This window comes from Kiritimatiellales bacterium (genome assembly GCA_041656295.1).
Taxonomy (GTDB): Bacteria; Verrucomicrobiota; Kiritimatiellia; order Kiritimatiellales; family Tichowtungiaceae; genus Tichowtungia.
Genome location: JBBADV010000001.1, coordinates 79,315 through 101,318, shown reverse-complemented (window position 1 = coordinate 101,318; position 22,004 = coordinate 79,315). Strand labels below are relative to the sequence as shown.

Below are 22,004 nucleotides of genomic sequence, written 5' to 3'. Positions count from 1 at the left end.
TATTCATGATATGTTTCATGAATGCGGCAAATAAACAAATGGCGGGTTTCGCCGGAAAGGATAAGGAGGAAGAGATGAAGAATAAATTAAGTATTATTATGTCAATTGTTGCACTGATTATGACAGGTTCAACCGCATGGGGCGTTCTGGCTGTTGATTTCGGTGGTGATTATGGTTCCAGTGATGTAGATGCCAGTAAATCAGCTTCAATTTTAGAATCTGACAAGGATTTTAATTTTGATGGAAATAATACGGACCGGCGCCGGTACCAGCCAATAGACCGTGATTTTCTTGTATTGCCAGCACTGGCTAATAAAAATAATGTTTTGTATGGCGGTTATCAAATCGCAGCTTTCAGCGCGACAGTGAATCCTGGCAATGTAAATTATTATCGTTATCTTGGCGCTCAGAAAACTCTTCAAATTTCAAGCGCTGGATCAACGACGAATATGGGGCTGGCTTTTACGCCTTATGTTAAAAAGGCGGATTTTTTAAACGGACAGGCAGGCGTTGCGAATTTGAGTTTTGACAATGCCGCGAACTCTGTTTCATTTACAATTAATCTGTTTAACGGAACGTTTGCAGAAGGGCAAACCGCCCGTGCACTTGTTCAAAATGGATCGACCTGGTATGTGTCCGCTAGTGAAGTAACATCCGCCACCAGTCTCAGTTTTAACGGATACACAGAGACATGGTATGCGTTTGATCCATCCGTCAACTATTTTATAAATACTACGAATCTCGGCACAGGGATTTCTGGAGCAACGCTGACTGATGTTCAGGCGTTTGGTGTATTTATGCAGGGACTTGGGTTTGATAGCACAGCTCAGAATAATGCCGCACATTTCCGGATTACTGGATTTCAGGCATCACTTGTTCCGGAGCCGGGAACCATTGGATTATATATTATCGGTGTAGTCAGCGCATTTTTCATTCGCAATAAATAAAGCGATAATTAAACAGGACAGGCCGCAACGGCCTGCCCTGTTGTAAATATTTCAGTCCGGTAAAGTGATATCAGGGATAATTATCTAAAGTTCAGAGGATGCTGTAATGAAACCGCAATTTTATATTATACTGTTTATTTATGCAATGATGACCGCTGCTTCAACCGCGTGGGGTGTACTGGCTGTTGATTTCGGCGCTAATTACAGCGATGTAGAACAGAATGTGTCGAAGGCTGGAACGTCTACCGAAACGGGCGATTATGATTTTGATGGAAATATGAATGATCGCCGGCGGTTCCGTCCAATCGATACTCCTTTCATTGCAATCAATACAAAAATTCATGCCGAAATAAAGAATAGCGTTTTTTATGGCGGATATCAGGTCGCGAATTTTAATTCAACAGATAACGTCGGTAACGTGAATTATTACCGCTATCATGCAGGGAAAAAAGCGCTTCAGATTTCCAATAAGGCCGGTATTTCAGATATGGGGCTTGCTTTTTCACCACATGTTAAAAAAGCGGATTTCCTGAATGGATTATCAGCTATCGAAAATCTGCGTTTTGAAAATACCGCCGATTCGGTTTCTATTAATGTTGAATTGTTGAATGGCGGCAAAATGACGCGCGCACTAGTTAAAAATGGAACAAACTGGTATGTGTCAAGACGTGAATTGACTGTCGCCGGTAAGTTTAAATTAAACGGCTATACAGAAACCTGGTATCCTTATGACCCCGCAAAAAATCAGTTTTTTAATACGGCCAGTCCCGGTACTGGTGTTTTCGGGGCAGAATTGACGGATATTCAGGCATTCGGAATACTTATGCAGGGAATGCATTTTAACGGAACGAAAAATAATATCGCCAATTTTCGTGTTGCAGGATTTCAGGTTTCATTAACTCCATAACCCGATTGAATATCGGAGAAACAGAAAGTTTAACATCGATGAATGAGCCGGTAAAAATTGGGGTGATCGGATGCGGCAGTTATGCTTTTCAACTAATTAAACGCGTTTTATCAATTCCATTTAACTGCACCGTTACGGCGGTAACTTCCCGCGATCTGGACAGTGCCGGTGTGCAATATTGTCGTGAGCGCGGCATTCATGTTTTCCAGACAATTGATGAATTATTGAATTACGGCAGGTTTGATGTTGTGATGAACCCGACGCCGATTCATCTTCATGCGAGTATTACGAAGCAGTGTCTTGCTGCCGGATTCCCAGTATGGATGGAAAAGCCGCCGGTTGCTACAGTACAGGAGCTGGATGAACTGAATCAATTTGCGACATCAGTCAGACTACCGGTAGCGGTGTGCTTTAATGCTCTTTACGCCGGTTTGGTGCAGCAGTTGAAAAAAGAGTTGCTGGATGGACGTTTTGGAAAAATCCGGCGAGTTAAATCAATCGGCGCGTGGATTCGTACGGATGCATATTTTAACCGGAACAGCTGGGCTGGAAAAATAAAACAAGGCGGTCAGTGGATTCTTGATGGTGATATTAATAATCCGTTCGCGCATGGTCTTTGCAATAATCTGTTCTTCGCCGGAGCCCAGCAGAATGCGCTGGCGGAACCGGAGATTGTCGAAGCGGAGTTATATCGCTGTAATGACATTGAAAGTGAAGATACCAGTTGTTTGCGGATTCTCACTCGTAACGGAATTGAAGCGATGAACTGGTTTACACTTGGTTCGAAAACAGAAATTCCGTTGCGAACGGTGATCGAGACAGAAAAAGCGCTCATTACATTTAGTGATTTAAAAGATTTAAAAATTGAATTTGCTGATGGTCGGATTGAAATGCATGAAGCTTATCAGGAAAACCGGATTGAAATGCTTCAGCATCTCTGTCGTACCGTTCGCGGAGAAGAAATGCTTTATTGTGATCTTGCAATGACCCGTCCGTTTACGGTGACGGTAAACAGTGCGTTTGAATCCGCCGGAACAATCTGTACAGTTCCCGAACAATATCTTCGTCGTATAAATGTCGGTGACACGATACAGACAGTGATTGACGGGATCGCCGGAATAATGGAACAGGCTTTTGAAGCGAATGCATTGTTTTCTGAAATCAATGTTTCGTGGGCCGTGCAGAGCAAAAAATTTCATACTGAAAACTATAAACAGTTTCCGGTACGGTTTTGTTCTGCTTTGCTTAAAAACAGCAAGAGCAAGGTATGTGTAAACTGATTGCAGGATTTGTTTTTTTTACTGAATATTATAAATGCAATGGAGGAGTTATAATGAATACAATAATTATCGTGATGGGATTATTGTTTTTAGGTACTGGCTCATCCGGCATATCCGCCGGCGAATTAAGTCGCGAGCAGATTGCTGAACTTCGCGCTGTTACAGCGCAGCGCCGGATTGATTTTTTTACACAGGAATTCGGCAAGCCTTTGGTGAAAGAAGAAATTATTGTCGGTTGGCGGGATCGCGGCGACTTTACCCGGAATTACGGAAAATCAATTCTTGAATTTGCAATACGGGCATTCGAATTGAATGAGCAGCTTGATACTGCTAATGCGGCTCTGCAGGAACTTTGTCAGTATCACCGGGAGCGTCCGCAGACATTTTTTGAGCAGCACAGTTTCCATTTTTTGAGCCAGACTCTGGCACGGATGTATCTGTTCTACGGGCCGAACGGGTCTAGAGCGCCGGGGCAGATATCCGATGATACGCTGGAGATTCTTCATGTCACTATGTGGGAGTGGATGAACGGGCGGGCAGACATTCAAATGGCGGAAATTAAAGAATCGGAAACCTGGCGGATCACCGGATCAGAAAACCATCATTCAAACGACATCATCAGCTTCTGGATGTTTTCATTAATTCTGAAAGGACTTCCAGACTATCAGAACAAACCGTTTCAGGATGGAAGTATTGTTACCGAACATTACACTGTGTGGACTGAATATTTTAAAGAATACATCCGCCAGCGCGCGTGCAAAGGAATGTTAGTGGAAATTGATTCGCCGTCGTATTCGTCTCTTGTGCCTGGCGGTATTCTTAATTTCTACGACTTCAGCGATGATCCGATTTTAAAAGATCGTGCCGGAAAATTTATGGATTTATTCTGGGCACTCTGGGCGGAATCGCAACTCGATTTTGTTCAGGGCGGTGCGAAAATCCGCTGCACTCCCGGCCATGCACGGCACGGCTCAAGTCCCATCCGCCGCGCGTCCTGGTATTTAATCGGTGACGGCGAGCCGAACTTCATCCATTTTACAATGATCCCGTTCGTTACAACCTCCTGGCAGATTCCAGACATTGTTCTGCAGATCGCGTATAACTGGAAAAATTTCGCGCCCTACGAAATCCGCGAGCGCAAAATGGGGCTAGCGGTTGAAGGATATGACCGTCCCGACAATTATCTCCTTCGCACCGATTTCGGTGGAATTCTTCGTTACACATATTGCACTCCTGATTTTATTATGGGAGCACTGCTTACGGAAGCCCGTCCGACACGCGACTGGGTTGCCATTAGCAGTCAAAATCGCTGGGCTGGAGTAGTTTTTTCTGGACATCCTGATGCACGGGTTTATTCGACCACTTATAATAAAAAAGAACAATCGATTCTCAACGGATTTTGGGCAGTGCAATCTAAAGGTACAATGATTTCTCAGCGCATAAATCAGACGTTGAGTAATAAAACAGATGAACGGATTTCCGGCGAAGGACATGTTGATGACTGGCGCGTATTTTTTTCCAATGCCGGTCTTTCAACACCGGAGAAAGAAGGGCAATGGATTTTTGCTGAAGCAAATGACACGTATGTCGGCGTTTGTATTGTGGAAGGTGATGCCGAGTTGTCAACGACTCCCGAAAAATTTGGTCACTGGTTTATTTGTAAAGAACCTTACACGCCGGTAATCATTGAAGCCGGTCAGAAATCCGATTATGAAAGTTTTGAAGCATTTCGTAACAAAGCGCTTTCGCAGTCTTTGACGTTTAAAAAATCGGTACTCACATACAAAAGCCTCAACAGTGATACAATGGTTTTTCCTGCTGATCAAACTCGTTTGCCCGAAATCAACGGAAAGACTATTAATCTTGCACCGGAGCTTGTTTATGACAGTCCGTTTGTTCAATCGGTGTGGGACAGTGGAATTATCTCCATTCAATTTAATCATCATCAGTTAACTCTTAACTTTAATGAATAATATGTGTGAACAGAATGTATTATTAATCGGCGGCTTTGGTCATGCGTTAAGCGTATTCGATGAATGGTTACAGGAATCCATGTAATCGATATGACAAATTTTATTACCGATTGTTTGCCGGCATCCGTCACCGTGCATCATGCCAATCACGCGCATCCGGATTATGCCGGGTGTGAAGATGTTTGCGATGGAATATTTCAACTTGATAACGGCAGAACGCTGACAGCGAGTGTCGATATTCTTCGCCTCGGGATTGCGTCAACGCACGGCGATGACTGGTACCAGATTGTCGGCACGAAAGGTGTGATTGAAGCGTATGACGGGCGCGTAATTGTTTCATTGCTTCGTCCGGACCATCTGCCGCAGGAAGAAAATTGCAGAACAGCGTTATCGTCGATTTATAAAATTGTACAGCAATTAAAATCAGATTCCGCTACCGGTAGAATAGGAACATCACTAGCATTTAAAATGATCGAAGCCATTTTACAGGCATGCAAATCGACAAACACAAAACAGCAACTTATAATTAATCTGAAAAATTTGAATTTTTGATTCAATTTGACAAAACATAAAATCAGTTAGATGAATTATGATAAAGTCGTTTTTTAAGAAAACAGTTTTTACATATTTCCTTTTCAATTTTTCTGCCGGAATTTTTGCTTCCGGCACAGAGTATTTTAAATTTACAATAGATGGCGTACCGTCGGCAGAGCTGTTGAGCCGGGCGGCACCGGCCGCCGGCGAAGTGCGGATTGAGATGCACAAAATGCTTTACGTATTCGGCACGGATGAGAGCGGAACTGAATCATTCCGGCATAATCCGGTTCGTGATGAACAGATTGCTCTGGCAGTTGCGCCGGAGAATATGTGTAATTTTGTCGCCGTGCCGTGTGGCGATGCGCACATTCTGTTTTTCAATCGAAGCGCACCGGACCGGCGTATTCTTGCTTACCATCTCATTACCGACCGGTGGGTTGAAATCGGACAACTGCCGGAAGCACTGCAGGCGGTCGGCGCGGTTTCATCCGGAACTGTATTTACAGTGTTTTCAAAAACACTTGTGATTTCCGGAACGGCGATTCTGACGCCGACCAAATACGGTATTTATGACCATGCAGTGGTTGCCATTCTTGCGGTGGCACTGATCGGATTTGGTGTATTCTTTTCACGCCGTGAAAAATCGAGCGCTGAGTATTTTCGCGCCGGCCAGCGTATTCCGTGGTGGGCGGCGGGGATGAGTCTGTTCGCTAACGGAGCCAGTGCTATCAGCCTGATGGCGATGCCGGGAAAAGCCTTTGCGGAAAACTGGGTCTATTTTTCAATGGTGTTTTATATTCTTATTATTCAACTGCCGTTAACGCTGCTCGTCTATGTTCCGCTTGCGCGCCGGCTGAATATTGTCACCGCTAATGAGTATCTTGAAAAGCGATTCGGATTATCAACCCGGATGCTCGGATGTTTCATCTATTCACTAAATCAAATGCTGGCTCGTGTTGCATCAATCCTTCTTCTGCCGGCGATTGCAATCAGCGCGATTTTCGGTCTGTCGATGGAATACAGCATTTTAATTATGGGAGTGGTCGCAACCATTTATGTCACGCTCGGCGGATTGGAAGCCGTCGTCTGGACGGATGTATTGCAGGCGGTCGTTATGCTGGCGGCGGTTTTAGTTTGCGCATTATGGGTTCTGTTTTCACTGGACATTCTTCCGGCGGAAGCAGTTTACACAATACAGGAAATGAACAAGCTGAAGATGTTCGATTTCAGTTTTGACTGGACTGCGCCGGTGGTTGTAATTCTCTTCAGCAATACCGTCGCCGTTGGAATGGGAATGATCGGTGATCAGAGTTTTATTCAGCGTGTGCAGTGTACGCCGACGGAAAAAGATGCGCGCAAAACCATCATTACTCAACTTGCCGTTGCGATTCCGCTGAATGCAGTTCTGTTCGCGATGGGAACTCTGCTGTTTCTGTTCTACAGAAATAATCCGGCGGACCTGAGTCCGGCGTTGAAAGCCGATGGGATCTATCCGTTTTTTGCGGCGCAGCATCTGCCTCCGGGTATGGCGGGATTTGTTGTTGCGGCGCTGCTTGCCGCGACAATGTCGACTGTTTCCGGCGCCGTCAACAGTGTAGCGAATATCGGAATGGAAGACATTTATCGCCGGTTTTTCAAAAATACATCCGACCACCGGTGCGTGATTATTGGGAAAATCTTAACGCTGATACTGGGTGTTTCCGGAACATTCACCGCGCTGATTCTTGCGCGGAGCAATATGCTTTCAATTTGGGATCTAGCTCTGATGATTACCGGTATCGTCATTGCACCGGTAACCGGAATCTTTTTCCTCGGAATTTTCACAAAACGAACCAACCGCTTTGGAGTATGGATGGGAACAATCATTGCGGTACTGGTTAATATTTACGCAAAATTGTTCTGGGAAGTTCATTCGCTGGCGTTTTTGCCGATCGGTGTTTTTGTAACGATTTTCGCCGGATATTTTGCCAGTATCCTTCGTCCGTCAACGAGTCGTTCTCTTGACAGACTTACCGCCTTTGCGCTGTTTAAAGCAAAAGAACATTAATTCGATTCATTGAAATTTAAAATACCGGCACAAAAGGGTATATATTTACAGTCTACCAATTGTTAGACTGGTGCAAATAAAAACATTCCGCCGGAATCGGTTCACTTTATGACCCGAAGTCTGATGAAACCGGCGTGTACATTTGTAATGGGCACTTCTATGAAGACGGTTTCTATTCCGGATTCGTTTGGCAATGTGTAATACGGTGCATCACCGGTCCAGCCGGTTCCAAACACATTGGATTTGATGCTCTGCCAATCATTTAAGAGCAGTGATGTTGAAAACTCCACGTTGAGAGTAATGTCGGTCGCCAGCAAATTATGGTTAAACTGAACGTGAAACGCGTCGCCGGACGGTTGTTGTATACAGAGCGCCGCGTGGTCCGATGGATTCATCGGAGCGCTGCCTAAAGCATATTCCAGCAAATCGGAATATCCATCTTGATCGCTGTCGTTTATTCCGCCGCCGAAAACCGGCACGCCATACTCTGCTGCCCAGGATTCAAAAGTCTGCGGCTGCCAGACTGTAACCTGCACAACGGTTGATGTATTGCATCCGCCGGCGTTATCTGTGGCAACTGCTGTCAGATTGTAGATTCCAGCGGGCACGTTGTTCCACGCCAATATCCACGGGGTTACCGCTGCGCTTCCAATTTTCAGATTGTTGCTGTAAAAATCTACACGGGAAATCTGTCCGTCTATGTCCGAAACATCCGCCTGTATACTGATTTGCACCGGCACAAAAAGTTTGGCGGCCGGTTCCGGCGAGGTCAGAGTGATATCGGGAACGGTGTTCGTCCGGTAATAAAAAATATTAGTTGCATAGATCAGAGTACTGATGTTTCCGGATGAAGAATTGGTTACAGTTGTGCCATTGCGGGAATAATTGTAGAAATAAACTCCATCAATATTATATGTGTTATCAACTCCTTTCAGCAGTGATGCCCGTTCGCCGGTTCCTCGATATGTAATATCCGACAGGGTGATGTTTCGTATTTTCCCGTTGCCTTCACCTGCATTCCGTTCGTCGCAGCGGAATTGAAATACGCCGGAATTTGACGCAGTACGAAACGGGTCAATTTGAATATCATGAAAAGCAATATTTGAAATTGTGTTGTTGCCATTCGCCCACAGCTTAAAACATCCATTGAATTTATTCACATCAACGACATACTGCTGATGCAGAATATCCAGATTCTTAAATGTAATATCTGAAATCGGCTGAGTGCCGTTTCCGGTCAGTCCCAAAAGCACAACATGCGCATTATCGCTCCACAGAACGCTGTTTTCAAATGTGTTCCCTGAGCCGGGGGTATAATGATACATCACAAACAGATCATCCGGCGCGCGAAGAAATACTCCGGATACCAATCCGGATGTACATCCGGTCAGATGGATTCCGTCGGCATTCACGCAGCTTCCCATAAAATTAATGTTTTTTACAATTGGCCGGGTTGAATAGTTCATTGTAACCGCCCACATGGGAGACTCCAGCAGCGTAATACCTTCCACCCGGTTGTCTGTACCGGAAAGCAGCCAGATCAAACCGGTTTTCCCTTCCTCGCGCCCCGATGTATAGGAATAATTCAACCTGCTTCCGTCCAGAATTCCGCGTCCGCGAATCGTCAGATTGTTGACCGTATCTGAAATGATCGCTCCGTAAACGACGGCTCCCGGTGCGATATAAACGATTGTATGGTCTTTCCCGAGAAAGAACGATTCGCCGACATGCATATTATTATGTTTCGTCGTCGTCGTATATCTTGTACCGGGTTTTCCGTCGACCGCATTCGCGTAGGTCGGCAGTCCGCCGTCAATCGCATTTTTCAACGCCAGATTTGCTGATGATCCTGCAAAAACCTGAAATTCAGAAATCATCGACGCAAACGTATAATAATCCGGCACGTTATTTCCCAGTAACGTCAGCCGTACAAAACGCGCATCGACTGGTGGAAAGGATACGGACACAGTTCCGGTAACGGTGTTTCCGGTTCCATCATAAACCAAAGCATACGAATCTGTTTTCTGCTGCTTAGCTTCAACCTGAAAACGGTTCGGAAGATTCACTCCTCCGAATGCTCCTTGAACCAGCGCAATTCCGTCAACTGGATGAACGGCTTTCAGATCCACATCCACCCATAATCCTCTCGGCAGTGTGTGGTTCCCCGGCTGAAAATAATAGGTGTCTTTTCCCTCCGGCAATGCCTGTGGAACCGGGTCGCCGGGATTGATCAGATAAACGTTTGAATCGTTAACAGACGGCGCATCTGTTTCCGGCGGGTTTGTCAGAATATGTAAAACGCCGGTATCCCAACTGTCATTCACACGCAAAACCAGTTTGCGCGGAGAATCCGGCGTTTGAGTCATCGTAAAAGACAGAGTTTTACCGTTTTTTTCAGTAGAAATTCCATACGACAACGGACGGATTTCGTTAGTTGAGAGAATTAATCCATTATAAGTAACCTTCATCTCTACGCTGCCGGAAAAATCAAAACAAACCATCGATGAGTCTTTTTGTGTGCCGCTCTGAATTCCGGTTTTCACGTTGTAAACAAACAAATCCGTCCAGCTCGCATCGCCGGATTTCCGGACAGAGACAGAAAATGTATTGTTTGATGCTGTTCCCGGTGGCGGCGTCCAGACATTTAATATACTCTCTTCGGCGTGAATATGTATTGTCGCAGCGAAGAGCAGCGTCATCCGGATCGCACTGGTAATGTTTTTCATAAATACCTGTTCGTTTTAAATGACTGAAAATAAATTCAAACGTTTGAGATAAAATATAATTTTTCTTATGCTTTGACAAGCGGCGAGCGAGACTGTTCTGATTAAAATTCGTTTGTTTCTGAACACTTTTCAACTTCGCATACTAATGTAAATAAACTTATCGCCACAGTCCAAATACGGATTTGACAGAAGTCAGATGGTTAGAAATATCTTCGCGAGCAGCAGGCATCTGCGATGCGTATTCTTCCAGTCCCCGTAATCCGGCGGCAGATCCCGCCACGGCGCACCGGTGTGCAAAATCCAGAAAACAGCGTTGATAAACCGCCGGTTATCATGGGCATTACCTCCCCAACTGCCGGCTCTGCTGGGCAGTAGCGGTTCAAAGCGGCCCCCATAGGTTTTATCTGAAATATCATGTCGCCGATGTGAAGGAAGAAAATTTTTCCATGCGCCGGTTTTACTGCAACCATCTGTTTTATCAGCCGTACCTTATGACGACATGCCCTGGCGTATGATAAAGCCTTTGAAGAGGGATATTTTACTTTGGACCCCCTGTTTCGCGTTGTGACATTAAAAGATCATTCTAATAACGTATTTATAACCCGTAGCCAGAAAACCCCGGTCTTTTAAGACTGGGGATGAATGGTACCCATACTCCGGACTGCTATAGCAGGACGGAGCTATTATGCAAAAGACCAGAAGCCACGGGCTTCAGCCCGTGGAGTGGTTCACTGTTCTAAAATTAAGTCTTATAATGACAAAATAATAACCTTAGTAAGCACAATTATAAACCCAAAAATAATCCACTAAACAAATGAATTTTAAACCATTAATCTTCCCGCGCAATATCCACACCGAGTTCGCGCAGGCGGAGATCGAGAGATTCGTAGCCGCGGTCGATCATTTGAGCGTGATCGATCACGCTGGTACCGGCGGCGCAGCAGGCGGCGATGACCATCGCCATGCCGGCGCGGATATCGGGGCTGGTGAGCCGTGCGCTGCGCAGCTTTGAAAATCCGCTGACAACAACGCGGTGCGGATCGCACTGAATAATGTTCGCGCCCATTGCCATCAGGTTGTCGACGAAGTACATCCGGCTTTCAAACAGCTTTTCAAAAAACAGCATTTGTCCCTGCGTCTGCGTTGCAAGCACGATCATCACGCTCATGAGGTCGGATGGAAACGCCGGCCAGATGCCGTCTTCAATTTTCGGTGTAAAATGCCCGATGTCCGGCACGATGCACCGGTTTTCCGCCGGCGCCTGAATCAGAGTGTTGTTTTCCAGTCTCCACAGTACTCCGAGTTTGGCGAAGCCTTTGGAAAGTACGTTGAGCGTAACGGCGTCGCCGGGATTGCTGATTTCGAGTGCGCCGCCGGTAGCGGCGGCGGCGGCGATGAAGCTGCCGGTTTCAATGTAGTCGGATTGCACAGTATAATCGGCGCCGGCGAGCTGTTTTACGCCGCGTACATGCAGCCGGTTAGTTCCGATGCCGGTGATCCCGGCGCCCATTTTGACGAGCAGGTGTGCAAGGTCCTGAACGTGCGGTTCGCAAGCGGCATTGAAAATGGATGTTTCGCCGGCGGCGAGCGTGGCGGCCATCAGAATGTTTTCGGTGGCGGTGACGCTGGCTTCGTCGAGAATCAGATCGGCGCCGGCAAGTTTTTTGCGCGTAAAGCGGAACGGAGCGGTGCTGCTGATGTCAATGCCGAGCGCGCGCAGTCCGTAAAAGTGTGTATCTAAACGCCGGCGGCCGATGACGTCGCCGCCGGGTGAATGCACGATGGCGGAACCGTGACGTGCGGCGAGCGGGCCGGCGAGCAGAATGGAAGCGCGGACGCGCCGGCACAGTTCTTCGTTGAGATCCGTGGTTTTCAATCCGGCCGCGCAGAGCGTGACGACGCCGGAGTTTTGTTCGACGCCGACGCCGAGCGTTTGCAGCAGTTCAAGCATCACGCGCACGTCCTGAATATCCGGCACGTTGCGGAGCGTCACCGGTTGATCGGTGAGCGTACAGGCCGCGAGCATCGGCAGTACCGCATTTTTATTGCCGTGCGGGGAAAATTTCCCGCTGATTGTGTTTCCGCCGGTGATAATAAATTTTGCCATGCCTCTCAGGATACTGTGAATTTTGAAATTCTAAACCCGAAAGTCAAAAATTATTTCGCAGCAGCCGGGAAATCGGGTGTTTCGGCTTGAGGTGAATCGTGTTTTTCTTCTATAAACAACTTCTCTTTATCTAATTTTGAAAGGAAGCGTATGCATATTGTAGTCTGTATCAAGCAGGTGCCTGATTCGGATAAGGTGACGATTGATCGCGAGACGAACCGTTTGAACCGCGCCGGGGTGCCCAGTATTATTAATCCGTTCGACGAGAATGCACTCGAGATGGCGCTGCAGTTGAAGGACAAACACGGTGGAAAAATTACGGTGATTTCAATGGGTCCGCCTCAAGCAGAAGAGGCACTGCGTACGGCGCTTTCGCACGGCGCCGATGAGGCGATTCTGCTTTCGGACCGGAAATTCGGCGGTGCCGATACCTGGGCAACGTCCTATACGATTTCTCTCGCACTGAAAAAACTGAACGAACCGGTGGATCTGATGCTGTTCGGCAAACAGGCGGTCGACGGCGATACAGCGCAGGTCGGGCCAGGCGTCGCGCATTTCTGCGGCGTGCCGATGATTACCTATGCGAAGTCGTGCGAGGTGATTGACGGCGGCTATCGCGTTCAGCAGGTAACCGATCAGGGCTACAACGTTTGGGAAATTGAAACGCCGGCAGCGCTGACAGTGGTTAAAGAAGCGAACGAACTGCGTATGCCGTCGCTGAAGAAAAAGATGGCGGCGAAGAAAGCGGAAATTCCAACGTGGGGCGCGGCTGAGCTGCAGCCTGACGAAAGCCGGATCGGCTTGAGCGGTTCGCCGACCAAAGTGAATAAGGTTTTTGCTCCGCCGGTAAAAGTGAATAAAGAAATTCTCTCCGGCGAACCGCGGGAAATGGTCAAGGAGCTCATCTTTAAACTGCGCGAAAGGAAAGTGCTGTGAGTAAGGAAATCTGGATTTTTGCTGAACAGGAGAACGGTCACGTTGCCGGAGTTGTCTATGAACTGCTGACGCGCGGCCGGATGCTCGCCGAAAAATCAGGCTACACACTGTGCGCCGTGCTGCCGTCCGCCGCCGGTGCGCCGCTGCATCAGGAGCTGTTTAATTACGGCGCGAAAAAAATCTATAATCTGGAAGATCCGAAACTGGAAACCTATCAGAACGATTATTTCGCGAAGGTGATTCACGAACTGATCGAGAAAGAAAAACCGGAAATCGTGCTGTACGGCGCGACCACCATCGGCCGCAGTCTGGCGCCGACGGTGGCGGTGATGGGCTGGGCAGGGTTGACGGCGGATTGTACTGAACTCGATTTTGATGTTGAGCGGATGATCCTGCTGCAAACGCGTCCGGCGTTCGGCGGAAATATTATGGCAACGATTATCTGTCCCGATCACCGCCCGCAAATGGCGACGGTGCGTTCCAACGTTTTCAAAAAAGAGAAAACCGGGGAAGACGAACGCGGGGAAGTGGTAAATGTTGCGGTCGATCTCTCCGGCGTCAAAGAGCGCATGAAGCGCATCGAGAGCGTGGTGGAAGAGGTGAACACGATTGACCTGAAAGCCGCCGATTACATTGTTTCCGGCGGACGCGGTATCGGCAAACCGGAAAACTTTAAAATTATTGAAGAGCTCGCCGGTGCGCTCGGCGGTGCGGTTGGCGCTTCGCGCGCAACGGTGGACGCCGGCTGGATTTCGCACCATCATCAGGTTGGGCAAACCGGCAAAACCGTCTGTCCGATGGTTTATATTGCCTGCGGAATTTCCGGCGCCATCCAGCATCTCGCCGGAATGCAAAGCGCGGACTTAATTATCGCGGTTAATAAAGACATTGACGCGCCGATTTTTGATGTCGCCGATTTCGGTCTCGTGGGTGACGTGCACGAAATCGTGCCGGAACTTACAAAGCAGATTAACGCGTATAAGAATTAGAGAATGGAACAGCTTGTAATTATCGGAACGGGCCCGGCGGGATACACCGCCGCAATCTATGCGGCGCGTGCGAATCTTGCGCCGGCGGTTGTGGAAGGCATGCAGCCCGGCGGGCAGCTTACAGCCACACCGGACGTTGAAAATTTTCCGGGCTTCCCGGATGGAATTTCCGGTGCCGAACTGATGCTGCACATGCGGCGGCAGGCGGAAAAGTTCGGGGCGCATTTTCGGTCGGAAACGGTGGTTAAAGCCGATTTAATATCTGATCCGAAAACAGTGGAATTAAGCGGCGGCGATATTATTCAGGCGCGCTGCGTGATTATAGCCACCGGCGCGTCCGCCAAATATCTCGGGATCGAGTCGGAACAGAAACTGTTAGGGCGCGGCGTTTCCGGCTGTGCCACATGCGACGGCGCGTTTTATCGCGATATGCATGTGGCGGTGGTTGGCGGCGGCGATACGGCGCTGGAAGAGGCGCATTTTCTCACACGCTTCGCGTCAAAAGTAACGCTGATTCACCGGCGCGATCAGTTTCGCGGGTCGAAAATTATGGTGGAGCGTGTGCTGGCACATAAAAAAATTGAAGTGCTGTGGAACACGGTGGTCGAAGAAGTCCTCGGCGTGGACAGCCATGAAGTTACCGGGCTAAAAGTTCGTAACGTAAAAACAAATGAGATTGCAACTCTGCCGGTGCGGGGCCTGTTTGTGGCAATCGGACACCATCCGAATGTAGAGGTGTTTAAAGATCAGCTTGAAACCGGTGCGGCAGGATATTTGCTGACCGACGGGGTGAAAACAAAAATTCAAGGTGTGTACGCTGCCGGTGACGTCGCCGATCCGGTCTACCGGCAGGCGGTGGTGGCCGCCGGACACGGCTGTATGGCGGCGATTGAAGCGGAGCGGTATTTAAGCGGTTTGGAATAGAAACGATTTAACCAACAGAGGAGAAAGCATCATGTCAGAGATCAATTATGGATTAACAGAAGAACAGCTTGAAGTCCGCGATATGCTGGACGAATTCGGCCGTGAACGCATTATTCCTGTGCGCGCCGAACTGGACGAACAAGGGATATTTCCGGCAGAGCTTTTACAGGAGCTCGGCCGGATGGACATGATGGGGCTTTATATCGACGAAGCCTACGGCGGCATGCAGTTCGGCCATCTCGGTTTCTGTGTCGCGATTGAAACGCTCAGTAAATATTGTATCGGCGTTTCCGTCTCTTTTGCCGCCAACGCGCTCGGCGCCGACCCGATCATCATCGGCGGTTCCGAAGAACAGAAAAAGAAATATCTGTCGCCGCTCGCCAGCGGTGAAAAATGGGCGGCGTTTGGACTGACTGAGCCGAACGCCGGTTCCGATGCCGGCGGCATTGCCACCACCGCCGTAAAAAAAGGCGATAAATATGTGCTCAACGGAACAAAACAGTGGATCACCAACGGCGGCGAAGCCGATATCTATACGATTTTTGCCGTTACCAATAAAGACAAGGGCGCGCGCGGCGTCTCCTGTTTTATTGTTGAAAAAGATACGCCCGGATTTACGTTCGGTAAAAAAGAGGATAAGCTCGGCATCCGCGCTTCCGCCACGCGGGAACTGATTTTTCAGGACTGCGAAGTGCCGGCGGAAAACCTGATCGGCCGTGAAGGCGCCGGCTTCCTGCTCGCAATGAAAACATTCGATATTTCCCGGCCGGGAATTGCATCGCAGGGCGTCGGGCTGGCGCAGGGTGCGCTTGATGAAGCGGTGAACTACGCCCGCGTGCGTCATCAGTTCGGCAAACCGATTATCGCGAATCAGGGGCTGCAGTGGATGCTCGCCGATATGGCAACGAAAGTTGAAACTGCCCGCGCGATCACTTACGCCGCCTGCCGTACCATCGACGGCGGAACCAAAGACGTTTCCAAAGTTTCAGCAATGTGCAAATACTACGCCGGCGACGTCGCTATGTCTGTTACGACCGACGCCGTTCAGGTGCTCGGCGGCTACGGTTTCATGAAAGAATATCCGGTCGAGAAAATGATGCGCGATGCAAAAATTCTGCAAATCTACGAAGGAACCAATCAGATTCAGCGCGACATCGTCGGCGCCGCTCTGATCAAAGAGTACGCCTCCAAAAACCGGTGATAAAAACAGCTGAAAGTGAACGCCCCGAAGCAGTGCTTCGGGGTTTTTGTTTAATTTGTCATTTCAACGATATGGCGCTCGCGCCGGCGAGCACCAATAAAACGTGGGGCAGACATTCTTGTCTGCCCTTTTTTCATGGGAAATGAGCAGACAGGAGTGTCTGCTCTACGCGATGCGGCAAATTAAGCGGAAAATGCCCTAAACCTGTTTTCCCAGTGCAAAGGCGGCGAGGAAGCCGAATACAGTTCGGATTTCTACAAGATCATTGACGGGAAGAAATATCAATGCGGATTAATTACCGGCGCAGCCGCGTTTTTGTTTCGGTGTCGATTGAAACCAGCCCTTGCCGATAGCACTTTTTGCCTCGCCGCCGGTATTGCAAAGCTTCGCAGCTTTTAACCGGCAGCTTAATTCGATGTATTTACCGGTAATGCAAAATTCATTCATATCTTAATATTTATTTTAATCCGCAGATAGCGCAAATAAACGAAGAATTTTGAATTTTTTATCTTGCGTGATTCTGCGTTTATCTGCGGACTGATTTTTTCCATTCTGCGCGCCGGCGCCGGTACAGTGCATTAATTTTATTATCCGGCGCCTTCCAGTCTGCTGCTGCCGGCGTATCATAAGCCCACAGTTTTTCGTCCAGCCGCTATCACTCGATTTCCCCGGCGTAAATATGAATCCGCACCGTCCGTTTCGCACCATTATCCCGCCGTTCAGTCTATTCAATATCGCGTTTCATATTTTTATTGTTATTGAGTTTTAAAAGAAAGCAGTGTTATATGTTTTTTCGTAAATTACAGGCTTAAATACGCAATATTTTTTGACCAGTTTGTCCGGAGATGGAATTTTATGGGGCGAAAAAGGAAAAGTGAGCTACTACAGCTGCGGAAAGTGGCGTTGATGATAGGTGTTCAGGAATATGCTTATGGACGGCAGAAAGTGCAGGGAATTATTGATTTCTACAGCCGGCGCTGTGATTGGGAGATTCACAGAAATAAACTGGCACAGCCGTTTGTTTCAGCAAAAGATTTAGAAGAATGGACGGGAGATGGAATTATCGGTGAAATTTATACTGAGGAGAGTGCCAGACTGGTACAAGCGTTAAAAATTCCGTTTGTAAATACCGCCAGTACCAATCTTGCAGATCAGTGTTCGTCGGTAATGCTGGATAATCAGAAAATCGGAATGATGGCAGCAGAGCATCTGATTTCGTGCAAACTGGATAATTTTGCGTTTATCGGACCGGCGGAGCTGTGGCATGTTCGGCAGCGGTTTGAAGGATTTTCTACAACTATTGAACGAAACGGCGGGCATTGCATCCCGCTGTTTTTTGAAACAGGAAATTTTTTAGAGCCTGGAATTCCCCGTGAAGTGATCAACCCAAACCGATTGAAAAAACTGCTTAAATCTGTGTCGCTTCCGGTTGGTATTATGGCATCAAATGATCGCGTTGGATTTGCAGTGTTAGAGGCCTGTCGTTTAATGGGATTGCGCGCACCGGAAGATGTTGCGGTGGTTGGGGTTGATAACGACAGTATGTACTGCCAGTTAACACAGCCATCAATGACAAGTATTGATTCTTCTGCAAAGCAGATCGGGTTTTCCGCAGCTCAATTGCTTGATGCCTTAATGAATGGAACCGTTTTAAACAATGAAAAACTGCTGATTTCCCCCGGACGGGTTTTCCCACGAAGTTCAACGGATACCACTCGGTCGAACTATCCGGAGGTCGCCCGTGCGTTGCGATTTATACGCCGGCACGACCATGAATTTATTGATGTAAGTAATATCCTTGATATTGTTCCGGCATCACGGCGCTGGCTGGAATTAAAATTTAAAGAGGAGCTCGGTTGGGGGATTTATCATGAAATCCGGCGGGTTCACGTTGCCCGGGCGAAAAAATTACTGCATACAACCGAATGGCCGATCGGACGCATTGCTGTGGAGAGTGGTTTTAAAACCCAGCTTCAACTGGATGATGCATTTCGAAAACTTGAAGGTATGACTGCAAGAGAATATCAGGAAGCAGGCAAAGCATAAAACAATATCCTGCGGAGATCTGCCAGCATCGTTAGGTGGTAGATTGTAAAAGTAAGTGTCCGGTTGGAGCTTTTTGATTCATGCCGCGATTTCCTGGTTGAACCGTTCTTCCGCTGTCTCAAAATTCAGGATCTTACGTGGATAGGTGTTAATCCATGTTTCGATTTCGTGAAGCAGTTTTCTGCTGATGCGTCCCAGCCTTCTCCCTTTGGGAATAAACCGCCGGATGAACCGGTTGGTGTTCTCATTGCCGCCGCGTTCCCACGCACTGTACGGATGGGCGTAATACCGATGCGTCCGCTTTCCGGTAACGACGGAACGTTCCATTCCGGCATAATCAAGCAGTTCTCCTCCGTTGTCCGAAGTGATGCTTTTAAAGATACACCGGAACGCCTCAGCCCCCGTCTGTCGCCCGATGTCATTGAGTACACCAATCACCGCCGCCTGACTCCGGGTTCTCAGTTTACGCAGGATCAACCGCCGGGTTTTGCGTTCGGTTAATGAAAGCAGTGCGCCTTTCCCGCTGACGATCAGGTCGATCTCCCAATGACCGAACTCAGTCCGGGTTTCAACCGCCGGCGGCCGGTCCGTAATACTGTGCCCCGGAGTCACCGCGCGCTTGCGGATGCGCTGCACCGGACGATACCGGCGCTTGCGCCGCCTCTTTTCCCACAACGACTCATGGCTCACCCCGGGAACCCTGCCGTGATCCATCAGGTTATAGATCGTCTTCATACAGACCGCATAGGGCTCATCTTTCATCCGGTATGCCGCCACTGCCGGAGAACAACGTTTCACCGTAATCTGCTCCACCAGAAACGCCGCCAGCTGCGGACGCCGGTTTTCTGCGTCGCCGTTCATATACCGTCTGCCCCCGCACCGCATTATAACGCTCTTCGGCAGAATCGCGTCCGGTACGACAGGTCAGCCAGCCGCGCTGACGCTCCCGCCGGATGGTGCGTTCTGAACGTCCCAACAGCTTCGCAACATGAAGCGCTGTCGCTCCGCCGCGCAACAGCACTTCAATCTGAATGCGTTCTTCCTGGTTCAAATGTTTTCCTTTGCGCGGGTGAGGTATGCTACGGTCTGACTGTTCCATGCCGGTGTTCCTTTCCTTTGTTTTCGTTGAATGAAGAAAGGTTCATCCCGGCATGGAATTTCTACACCTCCAACCGGACACTTGCTTTTACAATCTACCCCAGCATCGTTAGGTTGATTAATTAAAGTTAATTTTTTCAACTGTTTATATTTCGCTAATTATCTATTAATTTTGCGCAAAATAGGATTTGCGAAATTCCCGCCGTTAACGTCATCATCTATGACGTTGTAAGTCATTATTATATTCAAGGAGAGTTAAAGATGAATAAGCTGTTTGTTCTGTTGCTGCAAATCTTTATATGCATAGTGCCGGGTTTTTGCGTAGAGGTTATAAATATAAATTTTGATGATCAAAAAAATGATATTAATGATATTCCGAAGCTTGATTATGCACGGAAAGCGAAGTGGGACGGAAGTCTGGCCGGGAAAAACTCACTTGGTATCATGATCGGCTCCTCGTCTGCTAAATACCGTTTTACCGTAAAGCCAGGCGTGTTGTATGCGACTGGTGGCGTTGACTTTGGTTCGAATAAAAACCGCGGGATCTACTTCGCTAATTTAGATATGACAGCTGGCGGTGCGAACGAAACAAAAATTGTCCGGGTAAGCTGGTCGTTCGATATTGTAGGCGCCAGCTCCAGTGCGAATTTTACCGGAAGAGACTGGGTAGTTGAAATCAACAGCACGAATAAAATTGAAGCGTATGATTTAATGGATCACGGCGGCGATGGATATAAAGTTGTTCAGAAATTCAATGTTGAAAATGCCGGAAAAATGCTGGCAAATTTAAATAAAGTAAAATGGACAACTGTAACCGGACATTACGATATTGCGGTTGGAAAAGGCTCGGCGCTTGGCATGATTAAAGTCCGCCCGAACAGTTTAAAATATATAGAAAGCGGTGCGGGGGCATTTGCAATTGACAATATTGTTGTAGACATCTCTCCAAAATAAATATTTCGGGCAATCGTAAATCAAAGGAATTTTTGAGATATAATTTCGCGCAAATTCTATGATTATTATGCGTAAAATATAATTTTTAATTCTACAAAGACTAGCTTAGCTTAACATAGGTTAACAGCAAGGAGGATCTGCTGTGAAAAGAGAGGAAGTTAATCAGAGAAGGAGGATGAGAGGATGAGGAAAATATCATTATTAATAGTTGGCATTTTCTTGTGTATCGGAATTGGAATGGGTGATGTCGTCATGAATATCAATTTCAATGATGACACAACGGCAATCGAAAACTGGGGGAAGGTGGATTACAATAGAAAAGCTCAATGGAACGGTTCTTTAGCCGCGAACAATACGCTTGGATTTATGACGGGATCAACGAGTACAAAATACCGTTTTGATGTTCCTGGAGCGTTAAACGTACTGTATTGCACCGGTGCCGTTAATTATAACGAAGCGAGTCGAGGGATTTATTTTGCAAATCTGGATATGACCGCAGGCGGAGCGAACACATCTCGGGAAGTTCTAGTTTCATATTCATTTGATATTATCGGAGCCAGTTCCAGCGAGTATTTTGTTAATACGGGGTGGACGGTTGAAATTAATAGCGCTAACACGATTGCAAATTATGATTTAGCAACCGACGGCGGCGGTGGATATACGGTGATTAATACATTTGATGTCGAAAATGCCGGGCGGTTAATGACAAATATAAGTAATGTCAGTTGGACGACAGTTACGGGACAGTATGCCATCGCTGTTGGCGAAGGATCCGAGTTTGGGATGTTAAAAGTTCGTCCCCAGAGTTCCGGATATATCGCCAGCGGAGATGGAATGTTCGCGATTGATAATATCCGGATCGATATTTCGCCGGTTCCGGAGCCGGGGTCGATCCAGTTATTTTTAATTGGAGCTGGATATGGATTTTTCATTCTTTTCCAGCGTTTTAAAAATAACTGATTCAATTAACAGGGAGCTGTTAAAAACAGCTCCCATATTTTTTATTTTCATATAAAAACATGATACAGCGAATAAAGGCTGCAATTTTCTGCGGAGACAATCATGGCGCAATGTCCGGAGATATTTTTGGCGAAGTTTTTTGCGCCGGACGTTGTGAAAAACTGGCTGAAATTTCAAACCTCTATCCTGAACGCATTACCGGGCAGAATTTTGAACAACATGCGGACAGACTGAGCGATATTGAAGTTATATTTTCTACATGGGGAATGCCCCGCCTCACAGATGCTCAGGTAAAAAAGCTGAAAAAGCTGAAGGCCGTGCTCTACGCAGCCGGTGCGACAAAATATTTCCGGAAACCGTTTCTTCACAATG

General features: G+C 47.6%; 18 protein-coding genes and 1 pseudogene. 13 read left to right on the top strand and 6 right to left on the bottom strand.

The genetic code is table 11. The features are described 5' to 3' along the window. Window positions 1-74: 74 nt before the first annotated feature. The 6 genes from WC959_00425 (at window position 75) to WC959_00400 (ending at window position 7,691) form a co-directional block, all read left to right on the top strand. Window positions 75-947, top strand: a complete 873-nt coding sequence (locus WC959_00425; GenBank protein MFA5687610.1) for a hypothetical protein — start codon at window positions 75-77, stop codon at window positions 945-947. 106 nt (window positions 948-1,053) lie between these two features. Continuing rightward, window positions 1,054-1,854 carry a hypothetical protein gene (locus WC959_00420; GenBank protein ID MFA5687609.1) on the top strand — a complete coding sequence of 267 codons (801 nt, stop codon included), beginning with the start codon at window positions 1,054-1,056 and terminating at the stop codon, window positions 1,852-1,854. A gap of 38 nt (window positions 1,855-1,892) precedes the next feature. Beyond that, window positions 1,893-3,134 (top strand): Gfo/Idh/MocA family oxidoreductase, encoded by a 1,242-nt coding sequence (locus WC959_00415; GenBank protein ID MFA5687608.1) that lies wholly within the window; start codon window positions 1,893-1,895, stop codon window positions 3,132-3,134. A 53-nt stretch (window positions 3,135-3,187) separates the two neighbouring features. Continuing rightward, window positions 3,188-5,107: a hypothetical protein gene (locus tag WC959_00410; GenBank protein MFA5687607.1), complete on the top strand. Its 1,920-nt coding sequence runs from the start codon at window positions 3,188-3,190 to the stop codon at window positions 5,105-5,107. Between the two features lie 63 nt (window positions 5,108-5,170). Beyond that, the gene (locus WC959_00405; protein MFA5687606.1) at window positions 5,171-5,659 is read left to right on the top strand and encodes a Gfo/Idh/MocA family oxidoreductase; all 489 of its coding nucleotides are present in this window, start codon (window positions 5,171-5,173) and stop codon (window positions 5,657-5,659) included. Between the two features lie 37 nt (window positions 5,660-5,696). Further along, on the top strand, window positions 5,697-7,691 hold the full coding sequence (locus tag WC959_00400) for a sodium:solute symporter (GenBank protein ID MFA5687605.1): 1,995 nt from the start codon (window positions 5,697-5,699) through the stop codon (window positions 7,689-7,691). 101 nt (window positions 7,692-7,792) lie between these two features. On the opposite strand, the gene WC959_00395 is transcribed toward WC959_00400, so the two are convergent. The 3 genes and pseudogenes from WC959_00395 to murA all read right to left on the bottom strand — a co-directional run bounded on the left by WC959_00395 (window position 7,793) and on the right by murA (window position 12,524). Beyond that, window positions 7,793-10,417, bottom strand: coding sequence for an Ig-like domain-containing protein (locus tag WC959_00395; protein MFA5687604.1), 2,625 nt, complete (start codon window positions 10,415-10,417; stop codon window positions 7,793-7,795). 228 nt (window positions 10,418-10,645) lie between these two features. Beyond that, window positions 10,646-10,828: pseudogene (locus WC959_00390) on the bottom strand (transposase). 418 nt (window positions 10,829-11,246) lie between these two features. Then, window positions 11,247-12,524, bottom strand: coding sequence for a UDP-N-acetylglucosamine 1-carboxyvinyltransferase (murA, locus tag WC959_00385; GenBank protein ID MFA5687603.1), 1,278 nt, complete (start codon window positions 12,522-12,524; stop codon window positions 11,247-11,249). 150 nt (window positions 12,525-12,674) lie between these two features. Here murA and WC959_00380 point away from each other — a divergent pair, with 150 nt between their 5' ends. The 4 genes from WC959_00380 to WC959_00365 are packed head-to-tail and all read left to right on the top strand — an operon-like array spanning window position 12,675 to window position 16,574. Further along, complete coding sequence (locus WC959_00380; protein MFA5687602.1) at window positions 12,675-13,460, top strand: electron transfer flavoprotein subunit beta/FixA family protein; 786 nt, start codon at window positions 12,675-12,677, stop codon at window positions 13,458-13,460. Continuing rightward, window positions 13,457-14,449 carry an electron transfer flavoprotein subunit alpha/FixB family protein gene (locus WC959_00375; GenBank protein ID MFA5687601.1) on the top strand — a complete coding sequence of 331 codons (993 nt, stop codon included), beginning with the start codon at window positions 13,457-13,459 and terminating at the stop codon, window positions 14,447-14,449. Before WC959_00380 ends, WC959_00375 begins: the two co-directional genes overlap by 4 nt. Window positions 14,450-14,452: 3 nt before the next feature. After that, window positions 14,453-15,373, top strand: coding sequence for a thioredoxin-disulfide reductase (gene trxB, locus WC959_00370; protein MFA5687600.1), 921 nt, complete (start codon window positions 14,453-14,455; stop codon window positions 15,371-15,373). 31 nt (window positions 15,374-15,404) lie between these two features. Further along, window positions 15,405-16,574 carry an acyl-CoA dehydrogenase family protein gene (locus WC959_00365; protein MFA5687599.1) on the top strand — a complete coding sequence of 390 codons (1,170 nt, stop codon included), beginning with the start codon at window positions 15,405-15,407 and terminating at the stop codon, window positions 16,572-16,574. 291 nt (window positions 16,575-16,865) lie between these two features. Here the strand turns inward: WC959_00365 and WC959_00360 are convergent, their stop codons facing one another. Continuing rightward, window positions 16,866-17,021, bottom strand: a complete 156-nt coding sequence (locus WC959_00360) for an RNA-binding S4 domain-containing protein (protein ID MFA5687598.1) — start codon at window positions 17,019-17,021, stop codon at window positions 16,866-16,868. A gap of 459 nt (window positions 17,022-17,480) precedes the next feature. Between WC959_00360 and WC959_00355 the strand changes: the two genes are divergently transcribed. Further along, window positions 17,481-18,620 carry a DNA-binding transcriptional regulator gene (locus WC959_00355; protein MFA5687597.1) on the top strand — a complete coding sequence of 380 codons (1,140 nt, stop codon included), beginning with the start codon at window positions 17,481-17,483 and terminating at the stop codon, window positions 18,618-18,620. A 78-nt stretch (window positions 18,621-18,698) separates the two neighbouring features. On the opposite strand, the gene WC959_00350 is transcribed toward WC959_00355, so the two are convergent. Both WC959_00350 and WC959_00345 read right to left on the bottom strand, forming a co-directional pair. Further along, the gene (locus WC959_00350; protein ID MFA5687596.1) at window positions 18,699-19,481 is read right to left on the bottom strand and encodes an IS30 family transposase; all 783 of its coding nucleotides are present in this window, start codon (window positions 19,479-19,481) and stop codon (window positions 18,699-18,701) included. Beyond that, on the bottom strand, window positions 19,372-19,719 hold the full coding sequence (locus WC959_00345; GenBank protein MFA5687595.1) for a helix-turn-helix domain-containing protein: 348 nt from the start codon (window positions 19,717-19,719) through the stop codon (window positions 19,372-19,374). Before WC959_00345 ends, WC959_00350 begins: the two co-directional genes overlap by 110 nt. A 260-nt stretch (window positions 19,720-19,979) precedes the next feature. Here WC959_00345 and WC959_00340 point away from each other — a divergent pair, with 260 nt between their 5' ends. Beyond that, window positions 19,980-20,672: a hypothetical protein gene (locus tag WC959_00340; GenBank protein ID MFA5687594.1), complete on the top strand. Its 693-nt coding sequence runs from the start codon at window positions 19,980-19,982 to the stop codon at window positions 20,670-20,672. 183 nt (window positions 20,673-20,855) lie between these two features. Next, the gene (locus tag WC959_00335) at window positions 20,856-21,632 is read left to right on the top strand and encodes a hypothetical protein (protein MFA5687593.1); all 777 of its coding nucleotides are present in this window, start codon (window positions 20,856-20,858) and stop codon (window positions 21,630-21,632) included. Window positions 21,633-22,004 lie beyond the last annotated feature (372 nt).

Bases quoted from the DNA above. Each gene is read 5' to 3' on its own strand.
- WC959_00425 (MFA5687610.1), top strand. From the start codon at position 75: ATGAAGAATAAATTAAGTATTATTATGTCAATTGTTGCACTGATTATG.
- WC959_00420 (MFA5687609.1), top strand. From the start codon at position 1,054: ATGAAACCGCAATTTTATATTATACTGTTTATTTATGCAATGATGACC.
- WC959_00415 (MFA5687608.1), top strand. From the start codon at position 1,893: ATGAATGAGCCGGTAAAAATTGGGGTGATCGGATGCGGCAGTTATGCT.
- WC959_00410 (MFA5687607.1), top strand. From the start codon at position 3,188: ATGAATACAATAATTATCGTGATGGGATTATTGTTTTTAGGTACTGGC.
- WC959_00405 (MFA5687606.1), top strand. From the start codon at position 5,171: ATGGTTACAGGAATCCATGTAATCGATATGACAAATTTTATTACCGAT.
- WC959_00400 (MFA5687605.1), top strand. From the start codon at position 5,697: ATGATAAAGTCGTTTTTTAAGAAAACAGTTTTTACATATTTCCTTTTC.
- WC959_00395 (MFA5687604.1), bottom strand. From the start codon at position 10,417: ATGAAAAACATTACCAGTGCGATCCGGATGACGCTGCTCTTCGCTGCG.
- murA (MFA5687603.1), bottom strand. From the start codon at position 12,524: ATGGCAAAATTTATTATCACCGGCGGAAACACAATCAGCGGGAAATTT.
- WC959_00380 (MFA5687602.1), top strand. From the start codon at position 12,675: ATGCATATTGTAGTCTGTATCAAGCAGGTGCCTGATTCGGATAAGGTG.
- trxB (MFA5687600.1), top strand. From the start codon at position 14,453: ATGGAACAGCTTGTAATTATCGGAACGGGCCCGGCGGGATACACCGCC.
- WC959_00365 (MFA5687599.1), top strand. From the start codon at position 15,405: ATGTCAGAGATCAATTATGGATTAACAGAAGAACAGCTTGAAGTCCGC.
- WC959_00360 (MFA5687598.1), bottom strand. From the start codon at position 17,021: ATGAATGAATTTTGCATTACCGGTAAATACATCGAATTAAGCTGCCGG.
- WC959_00355 (MFA5687597.1), top strand. From the start codon at position 17,481: ATGATAGGTGTTCAGGAATATGCTTATGGACGGCAGAAAGTGCAGGGA.
- WC959_00350 (MFA5687596.1), bottom strand. From the start codon at position 19,481: ATGAACGGCGACGCAGAAAACCGGCGTCCGCAGCTGGCGGCGTTTCTG.
- WC959_00345 (MFA5687595.1), bottom strand. From the start codon at position 19,719: ATGGAACAGTCAGACCGTAGCATACCTCACCCGCGCAAAGGAAAACAT.
- WC959_00340 (MFA5687594.1), top strand. From the start codon at position 19,980: ATGAATAAGCTGTTTGTTCTGTTGCTGCAAATCTTTATATGCATAGTG.
- WC959_00335 (MFA5687593.1), top strand. From the start codon at position 20,856: ATGAGGAAAATATCATTATTAATAGTTGGCATTTTCTTGTGTATCGGA.